The 21377-nt window shown below is 64.7% G+C and carries 25 protein-coding genes and 1 pseudogene; 12 read left to right on the top strand and 14 right to left on the bottom strand.

Going from position 1 to position 21377, the window contains the following annotated elements; translation table 11 throughout:
• Positions 1-16: 16 nt before the first annotated feature.
• The 3 genes from CV770_RS17130 to CV770_RS17140 all read right to left on the bottom strand — a co-directional run bounded on the left by CV770_RS17130 (position 17) and on the right by CV770_RS17140 (position 2654).
• Positions 17-700 (bottom strand): substrate-binding domain-containing protein, encoded by a 684-nt coding sequence (locus tag CV770_RS17130; protein ID WP_104463130.1) that lies wholly within the window; start codon positions 698-700, stop codon positions 17-19.
• 18 nt (positions 701-718) lie between these two features.
• On the bottom strand, positions 719-1420 hold the full coding sequence (locus tag CV770_RS17135; protein ID WP_104463131.1) for a GrlR family regulatory protein: 702 nt from the start codon (positions 1418-1420) through the stop codon (positions 719-721).
• Between the two features lie 199 nt (positions 1421-1619).
• Positions 1620-2654 (bottom strand): glutamine synthetase beta-grasp domain-containing protein, encoded by a 1035-nt coding sequence (locus CV770_RS17140; RefSeq protein ID WP_104463132.1) that lies wholly within the window; start codon positions 2652-2654, stop codon positions 1620-1622.
• Positions 2655-3194: 540 nt separating this feature from the next.
• Between CV770_RS17140 and CV770_RS17150 the strand changes: the two genes are divergently transcribed.
• Positions 3195-3398: a DUF2735 domain-containing protein gene (locus CV770_RS17150; protein WP_018317483.1), complete on the top strand. Its 204-nt coding sequence runs from the start codon at positions 3195-3197 to the stop codon at positions 3396-3398.
• Between the two features lie 112 nt (positions 3399-3510).
• On the opposite strand, the pseudogene CV770_RS17155 reads toward CV770_RS17150, so the two are convergent.
• A pseudogene (locus tag CV770_RS17155) lies at positions 3511-3824 on the bottom strand (MliC family protein).
• 71 nt (positions 3825-3895) lie between these two features.
• Here CV770_RS17155 and CV770_RS17160 point away from each other — a divergent pair.
• The 4 genes from CV770_RS17160 (at position 3896) to CV770_RS17175 (ending at position 6531) form a co-directional block, all read left to right on the top strand.
• On the top strand, positions 3896-4639 hold the full coding sequence (locus tag CV770_RS17160) for a tyrosine-protein phosphatase (RefSeq protein WP_104463133.1): 744 nt from the start codon (positions 3896-3898) through the stop codon (positions 4637-4639).
• Between the two features lie 23 nt (positions 4640-4662).
• Positions 4663-5343 (top strand): SDR family oxidoreductase, encoded by a 681-nt coding sequence (locus CV770_RS17165; RefSeq protein WP_104463134.1) that lies wholly within the window; start codon positions 4663-4665, stop codon positions 5341-5343.
• Positions 5344-5443: 100 nt separating this feature from the next.
• A complete protein-coding gene (locus tag CV770_RS17170; protein ID WP_104463135.1) occupies positions 5444-6130 on the top strand; it encodes a DUF2161 domain-containing phosphodiesterase in 687 nt (228 codons plus the stop codon).
• Between the two features lie 95 nt (positions 6131-6225).
• Positions 6226-6531 carry a hypothetical protein gene (locus CV770_RS17175; RefSeq protein WP_028144951.1) on the top strand — a complete coding sequence of 102 codons (306 nt, stop codon included), beginning with the start codon at positions 6226-6228 and terminating at the stop codon, positions 6529-6531.
• Positions 6532-6611: 80 nt separating this feature from the next.
• Here CV770_RS17175 and CV770_RS17180 read toward each other — a convergent pair whose 3' ends face one another.
• A complete protein-coding gene (locus CV770_RS17180; RefSeq protein ID WP_091956959.1) occupies positions 6612-7223 on the bottom strand; it encodes a GNAT family N-acetyltransferase in 612 nt (203 codons plus the stop codon).
• 167 nt (positions 7224-7390) lie between these two features.
• Positions 7391-7789 (bottom strand): PaaI family thioesterase, encoded by a 399-nt coding sequence (locus CV770_RS17185; protein WP_104463136.1) that lies wholly within the window; start codon positions 7787-7789, stop codon positions 7391-7393.
• A gap of 117 nt (positions 7790-7906) precedes the next feature.
• Between CV770_RS17185 and CV770_RS17190 the strand changes: the two genes are divergently transcribed.
• Positions 7907-8686 carry a cobalamin-binding protein gene (locus tag CV770_RS17190; RefSeq protein ID WP_104463166.1) on the top strand — a complete coding sequence of 260 codons (780 nt, stop codon included), beginning with the start codon at positions 7907-7909 and terminating at the stop codon, positions 8684-8686.
• A 178-nt stretch (positions 8687-8864) separates the two neighbouring features.
• On the opposite strand, the gene kynU is transcribed toward CV770_RS17190, so the two are convergent.
• The 5 genes from kynU to CV770_RS17215 form a co-directional block, all read right to left on the bottom strand.
• Complete coding sequence (kynU, locus tag CV770_RS17195) at positions 8865-10067, bottom strand: kynureninase (protein ID WP_201759894.1); 1203 nt, start codon at positions 10065-10067, stop codon at positions 8865-8867.
• A gap of 20 nt (positions 10068-10087) precedes the next feature.
• Positions 10088-10927, bottom strand: a complete 840-nt coding sequence (gene kynA / locus CV770_RS17200) for a tryptophan 2,3-dioxygenase (protein ID WP_104463137.1) — start codon at positions 10925-10927, stop codon at positions 10088-10090.
• Positions 10928-10962: 35 nt separating this feature from the next.
• Positions 10963-11772 (bottom strand): hormone-sensitive lipase, encoded by an 810-nt coding sequence (locus tag CV770_RS17205; RefSeq protein WP_104463138.1) that lies wholly within the window; start codon positions 11770-11772, stop codon positions 10963-10965.
• Between the two features lie 235 nt (positions 11773-12007).
• Entirely contained in the window at positions 12008-13285 is a 1278-nt protein-coding gene (locus CV770_RS17210; protein ID WP_104463139.1) for an ArgE/DapE family deacylase, read from the bottom strand.
• Between the two features lie 54 nt (positions 13286-13339).
• Positions 13340-14065 (bottom strand): pyridoxamine 5'-phosphate oxidase family protein, encoded by a 726-nt coding sequence (locus CV770_RS17215; RefSeq protein ID WP_104463140.1) that lies wholly within the window; start codon positions 14063-14065, stop codon positions 13340-13342.
• 76 nt (positions 14066-14141) lie between these two features.
• Between CV770_RS17215 and pdxR the strand changes: the two genes are divergently transcribed.
• Complete coding sequence (gene pdxR, locus CV770_RS17220) at positions 14142-15632, top strand: MocR-like pyridoxine biosynthesis transcription factor PdxR (protein ID WP_104463141.1); 1491 nt, start codon at positions 14142-14144, stop codon at positions 15630-15632.
• 67 nt (positions 15633-15699) lie between these two features.
• Positions 15700-15945 carry a DUF6719 family protein gene (locus CV770_RS17225; RefSeq protein ID WP_104463142.1) on the top strand — a complete coding sequence of 82 codons (246 nt, stop codon included), beginning with the start codon at positions 15700-15702 and terminating at the stop codon, positions 15943-15945.
• Here the strand turns inward: CV770_RS17225 and CV770_RS17230 are convergent, their stop codons facing one another.
• Positions 15946-16311, bottom strand: coding sequence for a hypothetical protein (locus CV770_RS17230; protein WP_028144962.1), 366 nt, complete (start codon positions 16309-16311; stop codon positions 15946-15948).
• 34 nt (positions 16312-16345) lie between these two features.
• Positions 16346-16510, bottom strand: a complete 165-nt coding sequence (locus CV770_RS42625) for a hypothetical protein (protein ID WP_201759895.1) — start codon at positions 16508-16510, stop codon at positions 16346-16348.
• On the opposite strand from CV770_RS42625, the gene CV770_RS41645 reads away from it, so the two are divergent.
• Positions 16491-16811, top strand: a complete 321-nt coding sequence (locus tag CV770_RS41645; protein WP_146101299.1) for a hypothetical protein — start codon at positions 16491-16493, stop codon at positions 16809-16811. The genes CV770_RS42625 and CV770_RS41645 overlap by 20 nt on opposite strands.
• Positions 16812-17174: 363 nt before the next feature.
• Here CV770_RS41645 and CV770_RS17245 read toward each other — a convergent pair whose 3' ends face one another.
• Entirely contained in the window at positions 17175-17723 is a 549-nt protein-coding gene (locus CV770_RS17245; protein WP_104463145.1) for a CreA family protein, read from the bottom strand.
• A 208-nt stretch (positions 17724-17931) separates the two neighbouring features.
• Between CV770_RS17245 and CV770_RS17250 the strand changes: the two genes are divergently transcribed.
• The 3 genes from CV770_RS17250 to CV770_RS17260 all read left to right on the top strand — a co-directional run bounded on the left by CV770_RS17250 (position 17932) and on the right by CV770_RS17260 (position 21372).
• Positions 17932-19518 carry a L,D-transpeptidase gene (locus tag CV770_RS17250; RefSeq protein WP_201759896.1) on the top strand — a complete coding sequence of 529 codons (1587 nt, stop codon included), beginning with the start codon at positions 17932-17934 and terminating at the stop codon, positions 19516-19518.
• A gap of 93 nt (positions 19519-19611) precedes the next feature.
• Positions 19612-20181: a glutathione peroxidase gene (locus CV770_RS17255; protein WP_104463147.1), complete on the top strand. Its 570-nt coding sequence runs from the start codon at positions 19612-19614 to the stop codon at positions 20179-20181.
• A gap of 165 nt (positions 20182-20346) precedes the next feature.
• Positions 20347-21372, top strand: a complete 1026-nt coding sequence (locus CV770_RS17260) for a polysaccharide deacetylase family protein (RefSeq protein WP_104463148.1) — start codon at positions 20347-20349, stop codon at positions 21370-21372.
• Positions 21373-21377 lie beyond the last annotated feature (5 nt).

A 21377-nucleotide genomic window follows, 5' to 3' on the forward strand; every position in this document is an offset into this window, starting at 1 on the left:
CCCCGCCCCGGCAAATTCAAGGCTCGAGTCCCGATTGGCGCAGGACGAGTACGACCTCGGGCGATGCCAGATAGCGCAGCAGACGGTCCGCGGCGTCGGCGTGCTTCGCCCCTGCCATGCGGCCGGCGGAGAACACCGCCGGTGTCTGCAGCTCGTGCGGGATCGGACCGACCACCTCGATGCCGCCAACCTGCTTCAGCTCGCTGATCTGCTGCACGGCGAGGTCGGCCTCGCCGCTGACGAGACGCTCCGCCGTAAAACCCTGCTCGACGATGGTCGCCTTTGCGTTGATCTCGGCTGCGATCCCCATCCGTAGGATCAACTGGGCGAAGTAGACGCCGCTCGCGCCCAGCCGCGAATAGGCAATGGACCGCGCTGCGAGCAGCGCCCTGCGCAGCGCCGCTTCGCTTCCGATTTCGGGATGCGCCTGGCCTGCCCGCACGGCAATGCCGACATAAGAGCGCGCCAGATCGGCCGCGCTCCCGGCGAGCACGCGGCCCTCCGCGATCATTTCGTCCAGCCCCTCGCGCGTGAGGATCACGAGATCGGCGGCCTCGCCGTCGCGCAGGCGCTTCAGCAGAGCGAGCGTCGGCGCGAAGTCGGCGTCGATGCGGACGCCGGTTGCGGCTTCATACGCGGACGACAGGCTGCGCATCGCACCCATCAGGCCGAGCGTCGAAAGCATGCGAAGGTTTTCCATGAGCGATTTCCGTCGCGATCAGGCGCGATGCATCAGCTTGAGCGCGGCGGTCAGGCGCAGGCTGCGCTTGCCGGCAAGCGCAGTCGCCTCCAGCACCGCCTGCTCCGCATCGTAGCTGCCCGAGAAGCCAATACCGACCTCGTGGCCGCCGAAGATCGGGTCGTCCTTGGCCGGCGTGTGCTCCTGGTTGAGGATCTGGCCCTTCCAGCGGCCGTTCGCGGCGGTGTAGCTGCCGAGATAGTAGAATGCCGCATCGCCGCCGAGAATGCGGCCCCGGTTCAGCAGCATCACGCCGGTGAGGCCGCCGTCAAGACCGTCGAGCATGCGCAGGTGGATGGAGTAGAGGCCGTCGGCGATGCCGGCTTCGCCGACGCCGCCGGCGATCGGCACCTCGTCTTCCGTGATCGGCGTCATCACCGATTGGAAGGGAATCCCCGGCAGCTCCTTCAGCTCGCCCTTGAAGCGATACAGGTCGCCATCCGCCCACCCCTTGGCGAGCAAGGTCGCATCGTCGGTGCCCGCCATGGCGCGGTAGTTCGGATCGGGGTTATGGCGGACGGTGCTGATCACGACGTCGACGCCGCTGTCGCTCTTCTCGTAGGTGCCGATATGGGCAAAGGCCGAATTGCCGCCGAGCATCTTGCCGTTGCCGGCATGCATCACGCTCCGGCCGACGGCGTCGCCGAGCTGAAATTTCACCTTGTAGAAGCCTTCAAACACCAGCCGTCCCCGGCCCTGCGCGCATCCTGCGGGGCACTCTATCCCGCTTTGGGCCGAGATGGACAGGTTTCACGCGACGCAGCCCTGCTGCGTCACGGGAATGGCTGTCATCAAGATGCTAAAAATCCGCCGGAGCCTTTCAGCTCCGGCGGATTGAAAGCCAACCCGGGCCAGCCCCCCAGCCCGGGCCGGGAGGATCTTAGGCCGCAGCCTTCTTGTCGGCCGGCACGGAGGCGATCGTCTTCAGGATCTGCGAAGCGATCTGGTATGGGTCGCCTTGCGAGTTCGGACGGCGGTCTTCCAGATAGCCCTTGTAGCCGTTGTTGACGAAGGAGTGCGGCACGCGGATCGAAGCGCCGCGGTCAGCAACGCCGTAGCTGAACTTGTTCCACGGCGCGGTCTCGTGCTTGCCGGTCAGACGCTTGTCATTGTCCGGGCCGTAGACGGCGATATGGTCCATCAGGTTCTTGTCGAAGGCGGCCATCAGAGCCTCGAAATACTCCTTGCCGCCGACCGTGCGCATATACTCGGTCGAGAAGTTGGCGTGCATGCCGGAGCCGTTCCAGTCGGTGTCGCCGAGCGGCTTGCAGTGGAATTCGATGTCGATGCCGTACTTCTCGGTGAGGCGCAGCATCAGATAGCGGGCCATCCACATTTCGTCAGCGGCCTTCTTGGAGCCCTTGCCGAAGATCTGGAATTCCCACTGACCCTTGGCGACTTCCGCGTTGATGCCTTCATGGTTGATGCCGGCCGCGAGGCAGAGGTCGAGGTGCTCTTCGACGATCTTGCGGGCGACGTCGCCGACGTTCGAGAATCCCACGCCGGTGTAGTACGGGCCCTGCGGCGCCGGATAACCAGCGGTCGGGAAGCCGAGCGGACGGCCGTCCTTGTAGAAGAAGTACTCCTGCTCGAAACCGAACCAGGCGCCGGCGTCGTCGAGAATGGTGGCGCGCTTGTTGGAGGCGTGCGGGGTCTTGCCATCGGGCATCATGACTTCGCACATCACGAGCACGCCGTTGGTGCGCGCGGCGTCCGGGAAGACGGCGACCGGCTTCAGCACGCAATCGGAGCTGTGGCCTTCGGCCTGCTGGGTGGAGGAGCCATCGAAGCCCCAGAGCGGAAGCTGCTCGAGCGTCGGGAACGACGCGAATTCCTTGATCTGAGTTTTGCCGCGCAGGTTCGGAGTCGGCGTATATCCGTCGAGCCAGATGTACTCGAGCTTATACTTGGTCATTGAGCCTCTCTGTAGATGATGCGAAAGGTTGGGGGCCTGGCGGCCCCCGAACGTTTTGTACCCGGCCATCATCGGCCGGCCCTTTACAAGCATTTAACGTGCCAAAAGGCCGCAGCGCGGGAGGTTCTCCACCGCGGCTGTCCCCTGCCCGGTGTCGACGCGATGTCGACGTCGTCGTGCGTCATAGCGGCGCACCTTTGCGTGTAGCTGCACCGCAAAAATCCCGCGAAAAACGCCCGATTCTGAAGCAGGCCGGCCCGTGCCGGAGGTTACCGATGAAACGCGCATCAACGTCCAGCAATTTTCGTAAAGCTCCACGCCCCTGCCTAGCAACCTTTGGAATGACCCACCCGTTAGCCACCGACACCGTGCCTTAGGGGATGCAGCAGGCCACATGCCTACAAATTGGGCGGAAACTGATTTCGTTTTCAGCACTTTGCATTTCGGGATGCGCGGCCGATATGGGGATTCCAGTAACCACAATCGAACGAGTCGGGCGCACCATGGAGGCCAAGGCGCTTCGACCAAGGAGAAATCGCAATGATGAACAATGGTCTGAGTCACGGATCGGCAACGATCTACCAATTCCCGGTCGGGGGCCGCGCGGCTCTCGCGGGACGCCGCTATGGCGAGACCCGCCTTCCTGCCGATCACGCTTCGCTTCCGGCGAATGTCTCGATCTGCAGCGACAGTTGGTACCACCAGGAGGCGGTCGACGACGCCAAGCCGAAATGGGATCGCTAATGCCTATGGTCGGGTTGAAACCGCCGCGTCTCGCAGGCGCCCGGCGGCAGCTCGAAAAGGGTCGAAACAGCGATGTTTCGGCCCTTTTTGATTCTCGCGTGAACCACGCCGTTCAGATCACCGCGCAGGCCGTCACCGGCCGCTTCAGATGCTTGACCGTGGTGCCCCCGGTCTTTCCGATGGTCAGCGTGATACCCGCCCCCGAATAGCGCGTTTTCCGGCGACCGACAGCCGCTTGGCGAGCGTGACCGGCTCGCCGTCGATCTGGAGAAAGGCGCGCTTGTCGTAGTCATAAAACCCGACGATGAACTGCGTACCATCGGCGCAGCGATAAGTCTGGAACATCTGCGCTTCGGTCTGCCGCGCACTGGTCATTCCAGCTGCCAGCATGGCGGTCGTCAAAAGAATGGCCTTGTGCCGGCCCATGATCGCCCCCTGTAATAGCTTTCAAGGACGCCCCTCGTGCGTCCAATGGAACCATAACCGAAGCCGATCCCATGTCAGATTCCCCTGCCCGTCACCTCGCCCTGCAAGGCGCCAGCAATTTTCGCGATCTCGGCGGCTACCCGACCAACGACGGCCGCACCACGCGCTGGCGGCACATCTTCCGCTCCAACCATCTCGGCCAGCTCACCGCCGCCGATATTGAGATCGTCAGGGCGCTCGGGGTGCGGAGCGCTTTCGATTTCCGTGGGGTTGAGGAGCGCGCGGCCGGCGTCTGCGTTGTCAGCGAGATCACGGTGCATTCGCTGCCGATCGAGCCGAGCGTCGTGGCTGCGCTGCGTACCGAACTCGCGAGGGGCACGCTGACTGCACCGGTCGCGCTGGAGCTCATGCGCGAATCCTATCGCAACTACGTTCGCCACCACACGAACAGCTTTCGCAACCTGTTCGGCCATCTCCTGGAGGACCGAGCGCCGCTGGTGATTCACTGCACGGCGGGCAAGGACCGCACCGGCTTTGCCAGCGCGCTGATCCTGCATGCGCTCGGCGTACCCGATGAAATCATTGCCGAGGATTACCTGCTCACCAACCAGCATTACAAGCGCGATGCGACGGCCGCCATCGACCTGCCGGAGGACGTACGCAATGCCATCGGCAGCGTCGAGGCCTCGTATCTTGCCGCGGCATTCGAAGCCATCGGCAGTGAATATGGCGACCTCGAAACCTATTTGCGCGACGCCCTCAAGCTCGGCACGGCGGAGCGGACCGCGCTGAAGGCGCGCTATCTGCAATCATAGACAGCCGTGCCCGGAGAACGACGATGCAAGATAAGGTCCTGATCGTGACAGGCGCACACGGCGCGCTCGGCAAGGTGGTTGCGGAGATCGCACGATCGCGCGGCGCGCGCGTGGCCGGCATCGATCACGCGCCATCGCAGATTCCCGCAACGCCCGAGAGCATCGAGATCGGCGGCGTCGACCTGTCCGACGCGGCCCAGGCGAAGACGGCGGTTGACGCGGCGGCCAAGCATTTCGGCCGGCTCGATGCGCTGATCAACATCGCCGGCGGCTTCGCCTACGAGACCGTGGACGATGGCGACGTCAAGACCTGGCAGCGCATGTACGCACTGAACGTCCTGACCGCGCTCAACACCTCGCGCGCGGCGCTGCCGCATCTCGCAGCGTCCAGAGCCGGCCGCATCGTCAATATCGGCGCCATGGGCGCGCTCCAGGCAGGCTCCGGCATGGGGCCCTATGCGGCGTCGAAAGCGGGCGTGCATCGGCTCACCGAGGCGCTGGCCAGCGAGTGGAAAGGCAAGGTCACCGTCAACGCCGTGTTGCCGTCGATCATCGACACCACAGCCAACCGCGCCGACATGCCGAAGGCGGACTTCTCCAAATGGGTGACGCCACAGGAACTCACCGAGGTCATCCTGTTCCTCGCCAGCGAGGCGGCCAGCGGCATCACCGGCGCGCTGATCCCGGTCGGAGGACGGGTGTAAACGCGTTGCGTTCGGATCCTCCTGCGCGGCAGCTCTGATTCAATCGGACCCCAGAAGGCTCTAAACTGCCCGCAACTGATTCTCCGACCGGACGTCCCCTTTGGAAACCGCGCTTTACCTCCCCGTCAAACGCTTCCTCGAAGAGCTCGGCTTCACCGTAAAGGGCGAGATCGGCGGCTGCGATCTCGTGGGCCTCAGCGCCGGCGATCCGCCCGTGGTGGTGATCGGTGAGCTCAAGCTCGCCTTCAATCTCGAGCTGATCCTCCAGGCGGTCGACCGCGCGCCGGCCGGCGACGAGGTCTGGATCGCGGCAAAGATGTCGATCCGCGGCAAGGGGCGCGAGAGCGATGCGCGCTATCGCAATCTCTGCCGCCGCCTCGGCTTTGGCATGCTCGGCGTGACCGATCGCGGCCAAGTCGAGGTGCTGGTGAAGCCGCCGACCGCGGCGCCGCGCCGCGAGCCGAAGGTGCGGTCGCGTCTCGTCGCGGAACACCAGCGCCGCCAAGGCGATCCCGTGCTCGGCGGCAGCACCCGCGCGCCGATCATGACGGCCTATCGGCAGCAGGCTCTGGCCTGCGCCTCGGCGCTCGCCGACGGGCCGCGGCCCGTGCGCGAATTGCGCGAGCGCTGCCCTGACGCCGGCAAGATCTTGCTTAACAATGTGTATGGCTGGTTCGAGCGGGCCGACCGGGGAATCTACGGGCTCACCGAGGCCGGGCATGCCGCCCTGAAGCGCTGGCCGCAACAACGGATTGAGATCGATGCCGGTGTCGCGTCACCGCCCTGACACCCGACCGGTGCATAGCTGAGATGCCACACTAATTTCATATTGCAATGCAACATTTGCGGCACTAGGTATCCCGGCATCAAAACGAGGCCGTTATGAGCGCAGACTGGAATACCAAATATGGCACGCGGCGCGTCCGCCATGATCCGCCCACCCTGGACGAGGCGATCTTCGCCGCCGTCGGCATCACCGACGATCATGAGCAGCAGGCCGAGATCGCCGCAGCTCTGATGGGGATGCCGCTTGATGTCGTGCAGGCCGAGGTCAAGAAGCAGGCGCGCACCAACAGCCGCATCACCGCCACGCGCGTGATCGCCGGCGAACAGGGCGCACAGCGGTCGGTGGTGGTCGAACGCCGCGTCGTCCGCCGCTTCAGCGCCGCCACACGCACTGGCACCTAAAGGGCTTCATTCCCTGCTCCCAATACGAAAGCGGACCGGTTTTGCCGGTCCGCTTTTTGATTCCCGACAGTTTCCTGAACTCAGGCGGCGCGATGGCCGTACATGCTGGAGATGATCTTCCAGCAGGTCGAGTTGAAGTTGAGCAAAGCGCGGCCGGCCCTGAACGGCGAGGCCGCGAGATCGGCGAGTTCGGCCTCAGGCGTCTTGGCGAGGTCGATAGTGCCAGTCGATTCGCCGTGGCGGAAAGCCAGATGCGCGCCGAACTTCCTGGCGAGCGCCCGCATGGCGTGATTCTCGGCGCCCGTGGTGATGCGCAGGCTCTTATAGCCTTTCCAGCGCGCTTCAGCGATCAGGCGGCTGAACAAGACCGTGCCGACGCCCTGGCGGCGCGCGGTGGCTTCCACACTGAAGGCAACTTCAGGCAGCGAACCATCTTCCGGCGGATGCAGCTCGGCAGCACCGCGGACCACGCCGTCGACGATATAGGCGACGATCACGGTGCCGTCCTCGGCGCAGCGGGCGGCGTAACGCTCGATGAATGAGTCGTCGAGAAAGCCGTTGAAACGGTCGTGCCGGCTTCCGGCATCGAGCCGCAGCAGATGATCGCGCAGAAGCGGCAACTCTTCCTGCTGGCTCAAGGTCCGCACATAGCCCGGAACCTGGGTTGTGCGGGTGGTGGCCTCAAGGGCCAAATCTTCGAGTGACAAGTCAAAACTCCTCTTGGTGTCCCTCGAGGAGGCGTTCGAATCCCTAGGCCCCCTATATTGTGCATCGCAGCATCTTTTGCAAGACGAGGACCTGCCCAAGTTAGAGGCACGGGAGACGACCAATTCGTTAATAAAATCAACGCCCCGTAGTCTTACAGGACCAGCTGGGTCTGGGTGACCAGGGCGACCAGCTTGCCGTCCTCGGTCTCCAGCCGGGTTGTCCAAACCTGGGTCCGCCGGCCCCGATGAACGGGGGTCGCGGTGGCGATGACCGTGGTTCCTTCCTTCGCCCCGCCGATGAAATTGGTCTTGCTCTCCAGCGTGGTCGTGCCCTTGGCGTCCTCAGGCAGGTTGATCACGGTCGCGGCCGCACCGACGGAATCCGCCAGCGCCATCACCGCCCCACCATGGATGGTGTGATGAAGCGTGCAGAGATCGGGACGGACCATCATGCGCGCCACCACCCGCTCCTTCCCGGCCTCGACGAATTCGACGCCCTTCAGCTCGGCGAACGGCATCTTCATCGCTTTAAGTTTCTCGAGCGGCGTCATCAAAAGTCCTCCCAATCGATTGTTGTCCCAGCGTGAATTGCTTCGTGCGGCAAAGCAATGACGTCGGAGGTAATGGCCGCCGTGACATCGCCGCGGCATCTGCGCATATGGAACGCCATGCGCCACTTCCCGCCCCGCCGCATCGTCTGCCTGACCGAAGAGACGGTCGAAACGCTCTACCTGCTTGGCGAGCAGGACCGCATCGTCGGCGTCTCCGGCTACGCGGTTCGTCCGCCGCAGGTGCGGCGCGAGAAGCCGCGGGTATCGGCGTTCGTGTCCGCGGACATTCCAAAGATCCTGGTGCTGGAACCGGACCTTGTGCTGGCCTTCTCCGATCTCCAGGCCGGCATCGTCGCCGATCTCGTCCGCGCAGGCATCGACGTCCACGTCTTCAACCAGCGCGACGTCGCCGGGATCTTGGCGATGATCCGCACGCTCGGTGCGCTGGTCGGCGCGGCGGAACGCGCGGAGAAACTCGCGCAAGGCCTTGAGCGGCGCCTTGCCACGATCGCCGCGACGCCCCGCCCCTCGCCGCGACCGAGAGTTTATTTCGAGGAATGGGACGATCCGTTGATCTCGGGCATCGGCTGGGTGTCGGAGTTGATCGAGATCGCCGGCGGAACGGACATCTTTCCGGAACTGCGACGTCAGCAGGCCGCAAAGGATCGCATCGTTACGGCGGAGGCGGTTCGCGAGGCAGCGCCCGAAATCATCATCGCCTCCTGGTGCGGCAAGAAGGTCGTGCCAACCCGCATCAAGCAGCGCGACGGCTGGAGCGATATCCCCGCCGTGCGCGACGATCGTATCATCGAGATCAAGTCGCCGATCATTCTGCAACCGGGACCGGCGGCGCTGACGGACGGGCTGGATGCGATCGTGACGGCGTTGTGGGAATAAGCGCTAATAGCGCGGCCACCGACGCTCTCGCGTCCCGGACGCGCTGCAACGCCCCAGCGTTGCTGCGCAGAGCCGGGACCCATCTCGCGACGGAGCACGGTGCGGCGTGGGCCCCGGCTCTGCAGCGTATCACGCCGCAAGAGCGGCGCGCTGCGCTGCGTCCGGGGCACAGCGGAGCTCACGTCACCGCATTCACCACCTGATATTCCAGCCGGCGCCAGACCTCGCCCGCGATCACCTCTTCGATGATCTCGGCTGCCTTCAGCACCTCGGTCTCACCAATATACAGCGGCGTAATCCCGAACCTCATGATGTCAGGCGCGCGGAAATCACCGATGACGCCGCGGGCGATCAGCGCCTGCATGGCGGCGTAACCGCCCTCGAAGGCGAAGGAGACTTGCGAGCCGCGGTGCTCATGCGCGCGCGGGGTGACCAGCTTCAGAGACGGACAGCGGCGTTCGACTTCGGCGATCAGCAAGTCACCGAGCGCCAGCGAACGCGCACGGACCTCCGCGATATCGACGCGGTCCCAGATGTCGAGCGAGGCCTCCAGCGCCGCCATCGCCAGCACCGGGGGTGTCCCGACGCGCATGCGTTCGACGCCACCAGCGGCCGCATAGCCAAGCTCGAACGCAAACGGCTTTGCGTGCCCCATCCATCCCGACAGAGCGGCACGCGCGCTGTCGGCGTGGCGCGGGGCAACATAGAGGAAGGCCGGCGCGCCGGGACCGGCGTTGATGTATTTGTAGGTGCACCCCGCCGCGAAGTCGGCGCCGCTCCCGGCGAGATCGACCGGCAGCGCGCCGGCGGAATGCGCGAGATCCCAGACCGTGACGATGCCGAGCGCATGCGCCTTTGCGGTCAGCTTCGCCATGTCGTGACGCCGGCCGGTGCGGTAGTCGACCTCGGTGATGTAGAGCACCGCGACCTCCTCCGAGAGGGCGGCGTCGATCTCCTCCGGCGCCACCAGACGCAATTGATGGCCGCGCCCGAGCGTGGCGATCAGGCCTTCGGCCATGTAGAGGTCGGTCGGGAAATTGCCGGTGTCCGACAGCACGATCTTGCGCGACGCGTTCATGTCGAGCGCAGCAGCCAGCGCCTGGTAGACCTTGAGCGACAGCGTGTCTCCGACCATCACCGAGCCGGCTTCCGCGCCGATCAGCCGGGCGATGCGATCGCCAACATGGCGCGGCTGCGCATACCAGCCTGCACTGTTCCAGGCGCGGATCAGCTCATTGCCCCACTCGGTCGTGATGACGCGGTTGACGCGCTCGGCCACCCCCAGCGGCAGCGCGCCGAGTGAGTTGCCGTCGAGATAGATCACGCCTTCAGGCAGATGGAACAGAGCTTTGGTGTCGTCATAGACGCGATATCTGGTCATAGACATTTCTTTGGGCATTTCTACAGAATGGTGCGGACACGCCAGAGTTCGGGGAATAGCTCGACCTCCAGCATGCGCTTGAGATAGCTCACCCCACCAGTGCCGCCGGTGCCGCGCTTGAAGCCGATGACGCGCTCGACCGTCGTCACGTGGTTGAAGCGCCAGCGGCGGAAGTAATCCTCGAAATCGACCAGCTTTTCGGCGAGCTCGTAGAGCATCCAATGCGTCTCCGGCGCCTCGTAGACGACGCGCCAGGCCTGCAGCACGCCTTCGTTGAAGCTGTGGGTCTCGCGAACGTCGCGCGCGAGCACCGCCGCCGGCATCTTCAGCCCGTTGCGGTCGGCGAGCCTGAGCACCTCGTCGTAGAGGCTGGGCGTCGCCAGTTCAGCTTCGAGCAGCTTCGTCGTCTCCACATCGTGCTCGTGCGGCTTGAGCATGGCGTGGTTGCGGTTGCCGAGCAGGAATTCGATCAGCCGGTATTGGCGCGACTGGAAGCCGGAGGACTGTCCGAGCTGCGAACGGAAACGCGTGTATTCGCTCGGCGTCATCGTGCGCAGAACGTCCCAGGCGTTGTTGAGCTGCTCGAAGATCCGCGACATCCGCGCCAGCATCTTCATGGCGGGCTGCACCTTGTCCCCGGCGATGGCACGGCGTGCGGCACTGAGTTCGTGGATGGCGAGGCGCATCCACAGCTCCGTGGTCTGATGCTGGATGATGAACAGCATCTCGTCATGCGCTTCCGACAGCGGATGTTGCGCGCCCAGGATCGCATCCAGCGCGAGGTAGTCGCCGTAGGACATGCGCCGGGCGAAATCGGTCTCGGCGCCTTCTCTCGTGGGATCGTAATCGTTGGACGTCATGGGCAGGCCCTTTCGATTGATCTTCCCGGCTTTGCTCAGTCGAGGCCGATCAGGCGCGCGGTGATCGGCGATGACGGATCCTTCAGTCCGTCGATCACGGTAAAATGGTTCAGACCGGGATCGACGACGAGGCGCGTCGGCACGTCGAAGCCGGTCCAGACATTGGCCATCAGATCGGACTGGCGGATGAATTCCGGCCGCTCGCTGCCGCCGACCCAGGCGGTGACGGGCGAATGCCCGCGCGGCAGGTGCAGCGCCGCGCTTTCGAGCGTCGCCTCCTCCATGGTCATGCCGAGCGTCTCGTTCATCTTCGTCTTGAGCAGCGGACGCAGATCATGCAGGCCGCTGATCGAAAGCGCACCGGCGATACGGTTGTAGACGGCGGGCTCCAACCGGCTGTCGTCGCACAGCATGCGGGTGACGAGATGGCCGCCAGCGGAGTGGCCGGCGAGCCGGATCGGCCCGGAGACGAGCGAAGCCGCCTTGGCGATCGCCGCGGCGATCTCGGCGGTGATTTCGGAGATGCGTGCGGCCGGCGTCAACGTGTAGCTCGGCAACGCCACCGTCCAGCCATGCTGGCGCGCGCCTTCGGCCAGATCCGTCCAGGTCGACTTGTCGAAGCGCATCCAATAGCCGCCGTGGACGAAGACGACGAGGCCCTTGCTGTCGCTGTCGGGCAGGATCAGGTCGAGGTGCTGACGCTCACCGGCGCCATAGGCGATGTCAGGGCGAAAATTCTTCAGCCCGGTGCGGTAAGCGGCCGCCCGCTCGGCCCATTGTCCAGGCATCTTGTCCGAGCCGGGGATATGGGCCGAATTGGCGTAGGCATCATCCCAATCGCGCATCGTAACTCCCAGAGGACTCGTCCAGCGAACCGGGCGCCAGTCTGCCACTGGTACGCCCGGCAGCCTAGTCTTTCTTTTAAGCTTAAAGGATTTGGGGCAGCTAGTGCTCGAGCCGAGATGCCGTAGGGTGGGCAAAGCGAAGCGTGCCCACGCACCTGGTCATGGCGGATAAGACTCGTGGGCACAGCGCTCACGCGCCTTTGCCCACCCTACGAGAGCTGCGACAGAGGCGACGCTACACCTTCTCCACCCCGCACCATTCCGCGATGAACAGCGCCATCGCCTTGGTCGTCTTCTTCAGCGACTCCAGCTCAACATATTCGTTGAAGCCATGCATCTCGCCGCCGCTGGCGCCGAAGCACAGGCTGGGGATGCCGTGGTTGAGGCCGTAAAAACGTGTATCGGTGAGCGCGGTGAAGACGAGATCCTCTGGCAAGCCACCGTAGACTTTGCCGAACGCCTTGCCGAACGCGGCCTCCGGCGCGGCGGCACCGGTCAGCTCATAGCCTTCCGACAGGAAGCCCGACCATTCAATCTCCGGCGGATTGTTGGCGAGGAAGCGGTGGTTGCGCGCGGCAGCGGCGACGCAGGCCGCAATCTCCTTCTGGTGATCGGCGATCGACCAGCCCGGCAGCACCGCGATCCGACAATCGACGTCGCACCAGGCTGGCACGCTGGAGGCCCAATCACCGCCCTTGATGATGCCGGGGTTGAAGTTGATGGGATGGTTCAGCGTCTTGAAGTGCCTGTCAGCCTTGGCGCGCTCGTTCCATTCGATCTCGAGCTTTTGCAGCGCCTGGATCAAATGATAGGCGGCCATGATCGCGTTCGCGCCGGAGCCGGCAAAGGCGACATGGGTCGGGTGCCCCTTCACCCGCAGGCGAAACCAGATCACGCCGACCTGCGAGCGCACCATCTTGCCGCCGGTCGGCTCCGGAATGAAGCAGGCGTCCGCACGATAGCCGCGCTGCAGCGTCGAGAGCGCACCCACGCCGGTGCTCTCCTCCTCGATCACCGACTGGAAATGGATCCGCGCCGTCGGCTTGAAGCCCGCCGCCTTGATCGCATCCAGCGCATAGAGCGCGCCGATGGTCCCGGACTTCATGTCGCAGGCACCGCGGCCGAACATCTTGCCGTCCTTGATGACGGGCGAGAACGGCGGCGTGTCCCACAGTTCCAGGGGGCCTGCGGGCACCACGTCGCAGTGGCCCTGCAGGATCAGCGATTTGCCGCCATTCGTTTGCGGACGGTAGGTGCCCACCACCGAACGCGCCTTGGAGAAATCATGCTCGATCGGACCGAAACCGCGCAGGTCCTTGAGGTCGTCGACGTTGATGTGCCAGTCGTCGACCTCGTAGCCGCGCGCGCGCAGGAGGTCGCCGATCATGTCCTGGCACGGCCCCTCCGCCCCGCGGGTCGAAGGGATTGCGACAAAATCGCGTGTGGTGGCGAGCTGAGCCTCGAAGCCGGCATCGACGGCGTCAAGAATCCTCTGCTGCGTTTCGGCATTCATCAGGCAACTCCCGGCATTCCAATGGTTCCCAAGGAGCGCGCAAGCTAGCCGATTTCAGCCGTTCGGGTACTCCACAAAATAAGCATCCCGCAATGCATCTTCGAGCAGGCGGCCTTCCGAATAGCCATTCAGCGTCGCAGGCCGGCTGACGCCGTCGAGCAGGCGCGGGCACGGCTCCGGCGCGCCGAGCACGGTGCGCACCGGGATGCGCTCGGCATAGATCGGCAGCGCATAGTCCTCGTCGTCGTCGGCGACACCCTTGGCACGGACCTTGGCCGAGGCTTCCTCGATCTCCATCGCAATGAAGGAGGTCGCCTTGATCTCCTGCGTGTTGCTGGCCCGCAGGCTCGCCGTGCGGTCCGGAAAGAAGCGGTCGACCATCGCGATCACAGCGCGCTCCTTCTCCTCGGGGTCGGTGACGAGATAGGCGGTGCCGAACGCCATTACCGCACGGTAGTCTGCGGAGTGATTGAAGCCGCAGCGCGCGAGCACGAGGCTGTCGAGATGTGCGACCGTGAGACACACGCGCTCGCCCTTGGTCTGGCTGCGCAGCATCCGGCTCGCGCTCGAGCCGTGCCAATAGAGCTTCGTACCCTCGCGCCAGAAGAAGGTCGGCGTGCAATAGGGCTGGCCGTCGATCGCATAGGAGACATGGCACAGCATCGAGGAATCCAGGATGCGATGAACCGTGGCGTGGTCGTAGAAGCCGCGGTCGTGCCGGCGCTTCACCTGGTTGCGCGCCGATGTCGGATAGGAATTCGAGGTCTCGGTCTGGCTCACGGCCGCTCCTGCTCGGATTGGAAGAAATCTGGAAGCAGTTGTAGCGGCGCATTTGGTCTGCGATAGTTCCAATTCCATGCGAAATATTCCGACCAATTCTCTCCCCTTACCGGCCAAGCCTTCCTTGGCGACAAAGACGGAGCTGCCGCTCGACCTCACCGGCCCGCACGTCACGCCAGGCGCCTCCGCCGCACACCGGCTCTATCAGGCGCTGTGCGAGATGATCGTCTCCGGCCTCGTCAAGCCCGCCGAGCCGCTGCCGCCGTCGCGAACGCTGGCCAGGCAGACCGGCTTTCGGCGCAACGCCGTCGTCATCGCCTATGAGCGCCTGATCGCCGACGGCTTCGCCGAGGCGACCGTTGGCTCCGGAACGTTCGTCGCCGCGCGCATTCCTGCGCGCACGGCCGAGCCGAACAAGCCGAAGGCCGTCGTCGAAACGCCCGGCCAAGGCGCGTTCGCGCTCGGCTGCACCCATATCGACGAACGCGCGGTGCAGCGTTTTCGCGCTTTCGTCGGCCGGCGCATGCGCGCCTTCGGGACCGAGCATTTGCATTATGGCGATCCCCGCGGCAGCCGCGAGCTGCGCGCGGCGATCGCCGATCATCTGTTGTCGGCGCGCGGGCTGCGCTGCGATCCCGACCAGATCATGCTGACATCGGGTACCCTGCACGCACTGCGGATCGTGCTGAGCGCGATCCTGAAGGCTGCCGACCAGGTCTGGTGCGAAGATCCGGGTTACCCCGCCGCGCGAAAAACCATCGCGCATTGCGGCTATCGCGCCGTTCCCGTTCCCGTCGACGAGCACGGGATGCAGGTCGCCAAGGGACGCACTGCCGGCCCCAACGCGCGCGCGGCCTATGTCACGCCGTCGCATCAGTTTCCGCTGGGCGTGCAGATGTCGATGCCGCGGCGGCTCGAGCTTCTGGACTGGGCCAAGCAGGCCGGCGCTTTCGTGCTGGAGGACGATTACGACAGCGAGTTTCGCTATGACGGCGCACCGCTGATGTCGCTCGCCGGCATCGATCGCCTCCAGCGCGTGATCTACCTCGGCACGTTTGCCAAGACGCTGTTTCCCGGCCTGCGCATCGGCTATTGCGCCCTGCCCGAACGCCTGATCGCGGACGTGACGTCTGCGCGCGCGGCGCTCGACCGCTTCCCCGGCACGCTGATGGAAGGTGCGGTCGCCGACATGCTCAACTCCGGCGCCTTCGCCGCCAACCTCAAGCGCGTGCGAAAACTCTATCGCGACGCCCGCGATGTGCTGGCCGAAACGCTCGAAGCCGCATCCGACGGCGCGCTCTCGGTGCCGGTGCCATCCCAAGGCCTGCATCTCGTCGCCCGGTTTGATCCCTCGGTCGATCTTTCGGTGGCTGCGCGGGCCAAGCAGGCGGCCGGCGCGGAAGGCTGGCTATTGGCCGACACCTATTCGCGCGCGCGCCCTCTGCCCGGCTTCGTGCTGGGATTTTCCGGCCATGCGGTTCCACAGCTCATCGCCTCCGCCGAACGGCTCGCGCGGGAATCGCGCACCGCCCTGCGCACGAGGAACAGATCGGCCCGGCGGCCCTGACAAAGGTTCACTATCAGAATCGCGAGCCCGTCCTTACATTGCGGTATCAATGCCAGGATCTTTCGCCATGCTTTTCCGCCGTGCAGCTTGCCTCTCGCTCCTGATCTCCGCCGCGTTCGTGACGACGGCGCACGCCGTCACGGTCGGACGCGAGCAGGACATCACAGATCTCAAGCTAGGTCAGCGCGTGCAGGTGGATGACGGAACCTGTCCCGCCGGACAGGTCAAGGAAGTGCGCGGAACGAAGATGACCGACAAGGGCGTCGCGCGCACCGCCGCCTGCGTGCCGCGCTACGGTCCGAAGACGAAATAGTTACTGCTTCGCCGGATCGAACATGCACTGCAAGGTTGGCTTGGCGATCTTGGTGAAGGTCGGACCGATCTCGCCCTGCTTGGACGTCGGCACCCAGTCGGTCTCGATGGTGGGTACGCCGGTCTCACTGATGCCGCGCAACAGCGCTTCGCGCAGATCTCGATCCTCGACGGCCGCCGCGGCGTGATCGTGTAGGCAGCCGCAGACTTCCTCGGGATGTTCCCACCGCCCCAGCATCCGCGGCGCGCACTGGCGCACGAACTCAGTGCGGGGATCCGGTAACCTGGTGGGAGCGCGCACCTGCGCCTGGGCGGCATTGATCGTCAGAACAGACACGAAGGCAGCGGCGCAAAATCGAACGATCATGATGGCCTTTATCGGCTGATTTTCTTGTTATCGATCAGAAGCGCGCGGCAACCACGATCGACTGCGACGTCGTGGGGGTGATCGGCGAGCCGCTGTACTGGAAGGTGCCGACACCGGGGAGACTGCCGTCCGGCGCGCCCGCGAACGAAGAGCCGGCAATCACGAAGCCGAAGGCAAGGATGAAGCTGAGCGCGCGCATGGTCTTGTCTCCGAATTCCGTGGCCGGCGGTGCGCCGTTCGTCGTTGTGAAGCTGATAACCATGGGCGGTTTCACGCGTGATGCGCCAAAAGCGCAAAATGGTTTCATCTTGCGTGAGAATTGTTTCGTCCGGCCCGAGACGACGACACAATTCTCCGAAAAGACCAATCATTTCAGACGGGTCTCGCCGCAGCTCAAAGTAGCCTGCCAAGTTCCGCATGCGTGCGCGAACACACCGGACGCAGCCGCCGTCATGCTCTCGCCTCACCCGCTTCACACGCATTTTACGTTTTTCTGCTGAATGGAGCGGCAAACGAAGGCTGGGTCGAACCGAGATCACGTCGGCTGCGACCCAAGCCATCGAAGCCAGGACGCCCGGATCACGGGGCGCATTCACTTGAGGGATGGCCATTATGGCGGCGCAAGATCGCGCAATGCCGCGCGAGGCGGACCAACGGACGGACCGCGGAGATCAGCGATCGAATCGCGTCGCCTCAGCCGGCGCAATGTCGTTGCAGTCTGGCCGCGGCTTTGAAGCCGCGCCACAAGCGTTCGTACGGCTGACCGGGTCGCACCTTGTCAAACCGCGGTCCAGCCGCGCTGAGTGAAACGCTAACGCGTCGCTGCGTGAACGCAAGCGCGTCACTGAGTGAACGCAAGCGCGTCACTGAGTGAAGAACTCACCGCACTTCTGGACGTTTGCGTCCGCCGGTCCCCACGGCATGATCGGCACGGTCGAGGTCGAGTTCTTCGGCGAGCCCTCGATCAGCCTGTCCGAATAGACCATGTAGACCAGCACGTTGCGCTTGGAGTCGCAGCCGCGCACGATCTGCATCTTCTTGAAGAACAGCGAGCGGCGCTGGCGGAACATGTCGTCGCCCTGCTCCATCTTGTTCTTGAACTTGATCGGGCCGACCTGGCGGCAGGCCAGCGAGATGTCCGAGACCTCCTCGGCAAGGCCCAGCCAGCCCTTGAAGCCGCCCTTCTCCGGCACGGTGAAATGACAGGCGACGCCCTCGACTTCAGGATCGTCGAGACCATAGGTCGCGAGCTTGTCGTTCGGGCTCATCCATTTGAACACGGTGGAGCGGCGGAAGATCAGATCGGGCTCGTCGGCGGCCGAAGCGGACGCCGCCGGCACGACCAGGGTCAGGAGGAAGAAAGCAAGGCCTTTCAAGTGGATGCCGGAAAGACCGAGGAAACGAGATGACATGAAGTTCTCCGGTAACAAGTCGCCACAATGTAGGCATGAGGCAGCCGCTCAGGAAGACGACGGACAGCCGGGCGCGGCCGCCGTTTACCGCTCCGTGAGGCTTTTTTGCTACGAGTTGGACAAATGTAGCTGATGGCAGAACCGCCCTGCTGGTGAACGCGTATCCCCTCTGCGAGACTAACGTCTGATTTGGATTATGGATTCGAGGATGAACAGCGTGAACGGGTCGGGTTTTTCTGCCAAGCCGGCGCGGCTCTGGCAGGTCGCCATTTTGACGGCGGCGGGTGTGATCGGCGCGACCAGCCAGGCAGACGCAGCATTTTATTATTGGACGGATTATTCCGACGGGTCCTATTACGCCCGGCAGGACCGGCATCCCGAAATACCGCGCCAGAAGCCGCAGAAGCGCGGCGCTGCCGTCAAGAAGGAAGCTGTCGCCGGGAAGGAAGCCGGCACCAAGCCTCAAGGGCCGCTGGTCATCGTCGTCTCGATCGACCGGCAGAAGGTCACGGTCTACGACACCAACGGCGTGTTCGCGGAATCTCCGGTGTCGACAGGCATGAAGGGCCATTCGACGCCGATGGGTGTGTTCAGCGTCATCCAGAAGCACAAATTCCACCACTCCAACATCTATAGCGGCGCTCCGATGCCGTACATGCAGCGGATCACCTGGTCCGGTGTCGCCATGCATGCCGGCGTGCTGCCGGGTTATCCGGCCTCGCATGGCTGCATCCGCATGCCGATGGCGTTCGCGGTGAAGATGTGGAACTGGACCAGGCTGGGCGCGCGCGTCATCGTCGCGCCCGGCGAGATGACGCCGCACAGCTTCTCCCATCCCCTGCTCGCCTCGTCGCGCGTGCCGCCGCAGCCTGCGGCCAGCCTGGAGCCGCAGACCAATGTCGGCGACAAGGCCGACAAGGGCGCCGCGCCGACCAAAGCCGCCGAGACCAAAACTGCCAGCGCCGACAGCGTGCTCGAGCTGCGCACCTCCGTCGGACACGTCGCGATGTCGGATGTGACCACGGGCAATGCGTCAGCCCGCGAGGAAGCCGCCGTGCCGGCTGACAAGACCAAGACGGCCGAGGCATCCGACGCGGCCAAGCCTCAATCGGAGGAAGCCGCCAAGCCGGCTAGCGACGACAAGACCGCCACCGACAAGGTCGAAGCTGTCAAGACCGAGCCGGTCAAGACTGAAGCCGCGGACTCCGCGAAGACGCCCGATGCGCCGGCCACTGCACCTGCGCTCGCCGCCTCGCCCGACGCGAAGAAGGATGACGGCCGCGTTGCCGAACCGGCGGTGGCCGCAAAGCCGGAAGCGCCCAAGCGGGCGGGCCAGATCGCCGTCTTCATCAGTCGCAAGGATTCCAAGCTCTACGTGCGGCAGAATTTCGCGCCGCTTTTCGAGGTCCCGATCACGATTGCCACGAGCGACCGTCCGCTCGGCACGCATATCTTCACCGCCGAGCTCGACAAGACGGACTCCAATGCGCTGCGTTGGTCGGTGCTGTCGCTGCCGGTCTCCGCCCGTTCCGCGGCCCGCGAGGACGACAGCCGCCTCACGCGCCGCAAGGGTGGCGCGGCGGTGATCCCCGTCGCCGCCAAGCCTGTGACTCCCAAGCCCGTGGTCACGCCGGACAGCCCGGCCGCGGCCCTCGACCGCATCTCGATCCCCGCCGACACCATGGCGAAGATCAACGAGATGCTGACATCAGGCGGCTCGATCATCATCTCGGACCAGGGCATCAACCAGGGCGAGACCGGCGAAGGCACCGATTTCATCGTCCGCCTGTACTGACCTGTTTCACGACGCCCCGATAACGCGGTGTTGACGAAGCAGGTCGCAGCGGCGGAGTAACATGCGGCCCGGATCATTTCGGGGGACGCCGTCATGATGAATCGCAGAACCATGCTCACCGCGGCGCTTGCAGGCATGCTCGTGCCGGCAACGCGCGCGCTCGCCGATGGCGGCATGAGCCGGATCTCGGCCTATGCCTTCTCCTTCCCCGCTTTGTCCGGCGAGGACATCCGCCTTGCCGCTTTCACCGGTAAACCGGTGCTGGTGGTCAACACGGCCTCGCTCTGTGGCTACACGCCACAATATGCCGGCCTGCAGGAGATCTGGAGCGAGTTTCGCGCGCGCGGGCTCACCGTGATCGGCGTCCCCTCCAACGATTTCGGCGGCCAGGAGCCGGGCGGCACTAGCGAGATCACGGAGACCGCCCACCACCAATATGGTGTTACCTTCCCGGTTGCGGCCAAGGCGAACGTCGTCGGCGCGAAGGCGCATCCCTTCTACAAATGGGCCGCCGACGCGCGGCCGCGGGAAGTTCCGCGCTGGAACTTCCACAAATACCTGATCGGGCGCGACGGCTATATTGCCGAGGTCTTTCCGTCCGCGGTCGAACCGGCCGACACGCGGATCAAGACGGCCATTGCCAGGACGCTGGCCGACAGTTGACGCGCGGCGCCCCAATCCGGCTGGGCACAATTGTGGCGGGATGCCAAACAGCCGTTGCAATGGCGATGGCCCACCATCTAGGCTAGGATCGTTTGGGGCAGGACGGTTTTTGCCGAGGGCGAAAAGCAGCGGCGGAACAACGGGATCAATCTCGAGGACAACACCATGCGTGTGGCGGCAGGACTGATTTTGGCAAGCGCGATGTCGGTTGCAATGACCGGCGCAGCATGGTCGCAGACCCCGGCCGCAAAGCCCGCAGCTGCGACGCAAGCCGCACCCGCGGCGACGCCGGCCACGGCCGCGCCTGCTGCGGCTCCGCCGGCAGCTCCCGCGGCAGCCGCCGCGCCGGCAGGCTTCGTCAATCCGCCTCCGCCCAAGCAGGCGCCGCAGCCGGCCCGCGCGGCCTGCAACACGCCGGGCGCGCTCGGTGTCGCCCGCACCGTCGAGATCGACACCACGGGCGGTCCGGGCTTCGGCTTCGAGCATTTCAAGGAGCTCGACTTCCTGCGCGATAAGGAGGTGGTGCTGACCTTCGACGACGGCCCTTGGCCCAAGAACACGCCCGCTGTGCTGAAGGCGCTCGCCGACGAATGCACCACCGGCATCTTCTTCTCGATCGGCAAGCACGCGACCTATGAGCCGGAGATCCTGAAGCAGGTCTACAACGCCGGCCACACCGTTGGCACCCACACCTGGTCGCACGCCAATCTCAACAACAAGAAGCTCACGGAAGCGCAGCGCAAGGAAGAGATCGAGAAGGGCCTTTCCGCGGTGAAGTGGGCGCTCGGCGGCATCTCGCCCTCACCGTTCTTCCGCTTCCCGGCGCTTCAGCATCCGCCGGAGATGGTCACCTATCTCGGCAACCGCAACACTGCGATCTTCTCCTGCGATATCGACTCCTTCGACTTCAAGGCCTCCAAGCCCGAGAAGGTGGTCGAGACCGTGATGAAGAAGCTCGACACCAAGGGCAAGGGCATCATCTTGATGCACGACTTCCAGAAGCACACGGCGGAAGCCCTGCCCGAGCTGCTCAAGCGCCTGAAGGCCGGCGGCTACAAGGTGGTGGCGATGCGCGCCAAATTCCCGGCCTCGTCGCTGCCCGAATACGACCAGGAGCTGCTCAAGGACGCCAAGCTGCCGACGGTGAGCCAGCGCCCGGTCAATTCCGTGGTGACGACCGTTTCCGAATAGACGGC

The sequence above is a fragment of the Bradyrhizobium sp. AC87j1 genome (assembly GCF_002936975.1).
Lineage (GTDB): Bacteria > Pseudomonadota > Alphaproteobacteria > Rhizobiales > Xanthobacteraceae > Bradyrhizobium > Bradyrhizobium shewense.

Coding starts and splice junctions, on each gene's coding strand:
- CV770_RS17185 (WP_104463136.1), bottom strand. CDS start 7,789: ATGACGCCGCTCGAGAAACTTAAAGCGATGAAGATGCCGTTCGCCGAG.
- pdxR (WP_104463141.1), top strand. CDS start 14,142: ATGCGAAATATTCCGACCAATTCTCTCCCCTTACCGGCCAAGCCTTCC.
- CV770_RS17245 (WP_104463145.1), bottom strand. CDS start 17,723: ATGTCATCTCGTTTCCTCGGTCTTTCCGGCATCCACTTGAAAGGCCTT.
- kynU (WP_201759894.1), bottom strand. CDS start 10,067: ATGACCAGATATCGCGTCTATGACGACACCAAAGCTCTGTTCCATCTG.
- CV770_RS17230 (WP_028144962.1), bottom strand. CDS start 16,311: ATGATCGTTCGATTTTGCGCCGCTGCCTTCGTGTCTGTTCTGACGATC.
- CV770_RS17205 (WP_104463138.1), bottom strand. CDS start 11,772: ATGCGCGATTGGGATGATGCCTACGCCAATTCGGCCCATATCCCCGGC.
- CV770_RS41645 (WP_146101299.1), top strand. CDS start 16,491: ATGAAGCTGAGCGCGCGCATGGTCTTGTCTCCGAATTCCGTGGCCGGC.
- CV770_RS17175 (WP_028144951.1), top strand. CDS start 6,226: ATGAGCGCAGACTGGAATACCAAATATGGCACGCGGCGCGTCCGCCAT.
- CV770_RS17150 (WP_018317483.1), top strand. CDS start 3,195: ATGATGAACAATGGTCTGAGTCACGGATCGGCAACGATCTACCAATTC.
- CV770_RS17210 (WP_104463139.1), bottom strand. CDS start 13,285: ATGAATGCCGAAACGCAGCAGAGGATTCTTGACGCCGTCGATGCCGGC.
- CV770_RS17140 (WP_104463132.1), bottom strand. CDS start 2,654: ATGACCAAGTATAAGCTCGAGTACATCTGGCTCGACGGATATACGCCG.
- CV770_RS17190 (WP_104463166.1), top strand. CDS start 7,907: ATGCGCCACTTCCCGCCCCGCCGCATCGTCTGCCTGACCGAAGAGACG.
- CV770_RS17255 (WP_104463147.1), top strand. CDS start 19,612: ATGATGAATCGCAGAACCATGCTCACCGCGGCGCTTGCAGGCATGCTC.
- CV770_RS17165 (WP_104463134.1), top strand. CDS start 4,663: ATGCAAGATAAGGTCCTGATCGTGACAGGCGCACACGGCGCGCTCGGC.
- CV770_RS17160 (WP_104463133.1), top strand. CDS start 3,896: ATGTCAGATTCCCCTGCCCGTCACCTCGCCCTGCAAGGCGCCAGCAAT.
- kynA (WP_104463137.1), bottom strand. CDS start 10,927: ATGACGTCCAACGATTACGATCCCACGAGAGAAGGCGCCGAGACCGAT.
- CV770_RS17130 (WP_104463130.1), bottom strand. CDS start 700: ATGGAAAACCTTCGCATGCTTTCGACGCTCGGCCTGATGGGTGCGATG.
- CV770_RS17250 (WP_201759896.1), top strand. CDS start 17,932: ATGAACAGCGTGAACGGGTCGGGTTTTTCTGCCAAGCCGGCGCGGCTC.
- CV770_RS17260 (WP_104463148.1), top strand. CDS start 20,347: ATGCGTGTGGCGGCAGGACTGATTTTGGCAAGCGCGATGTCGGTTGCA.
- CV770_RS17225 (WP_104463142.1), top strand. CDS start 15,700: ATGCTTTTCCGCCGTGCAGCTTGCCTCTCGCTCCTGATCTCCGCCGCG.
- CV770_RS42625 (WP_201759895.1), bottom strand. CDS start 16,510: ATGCGCGCGCTCAGCTTCATCCTTGCCTTCGGCTTCGTGATTGCCGGC.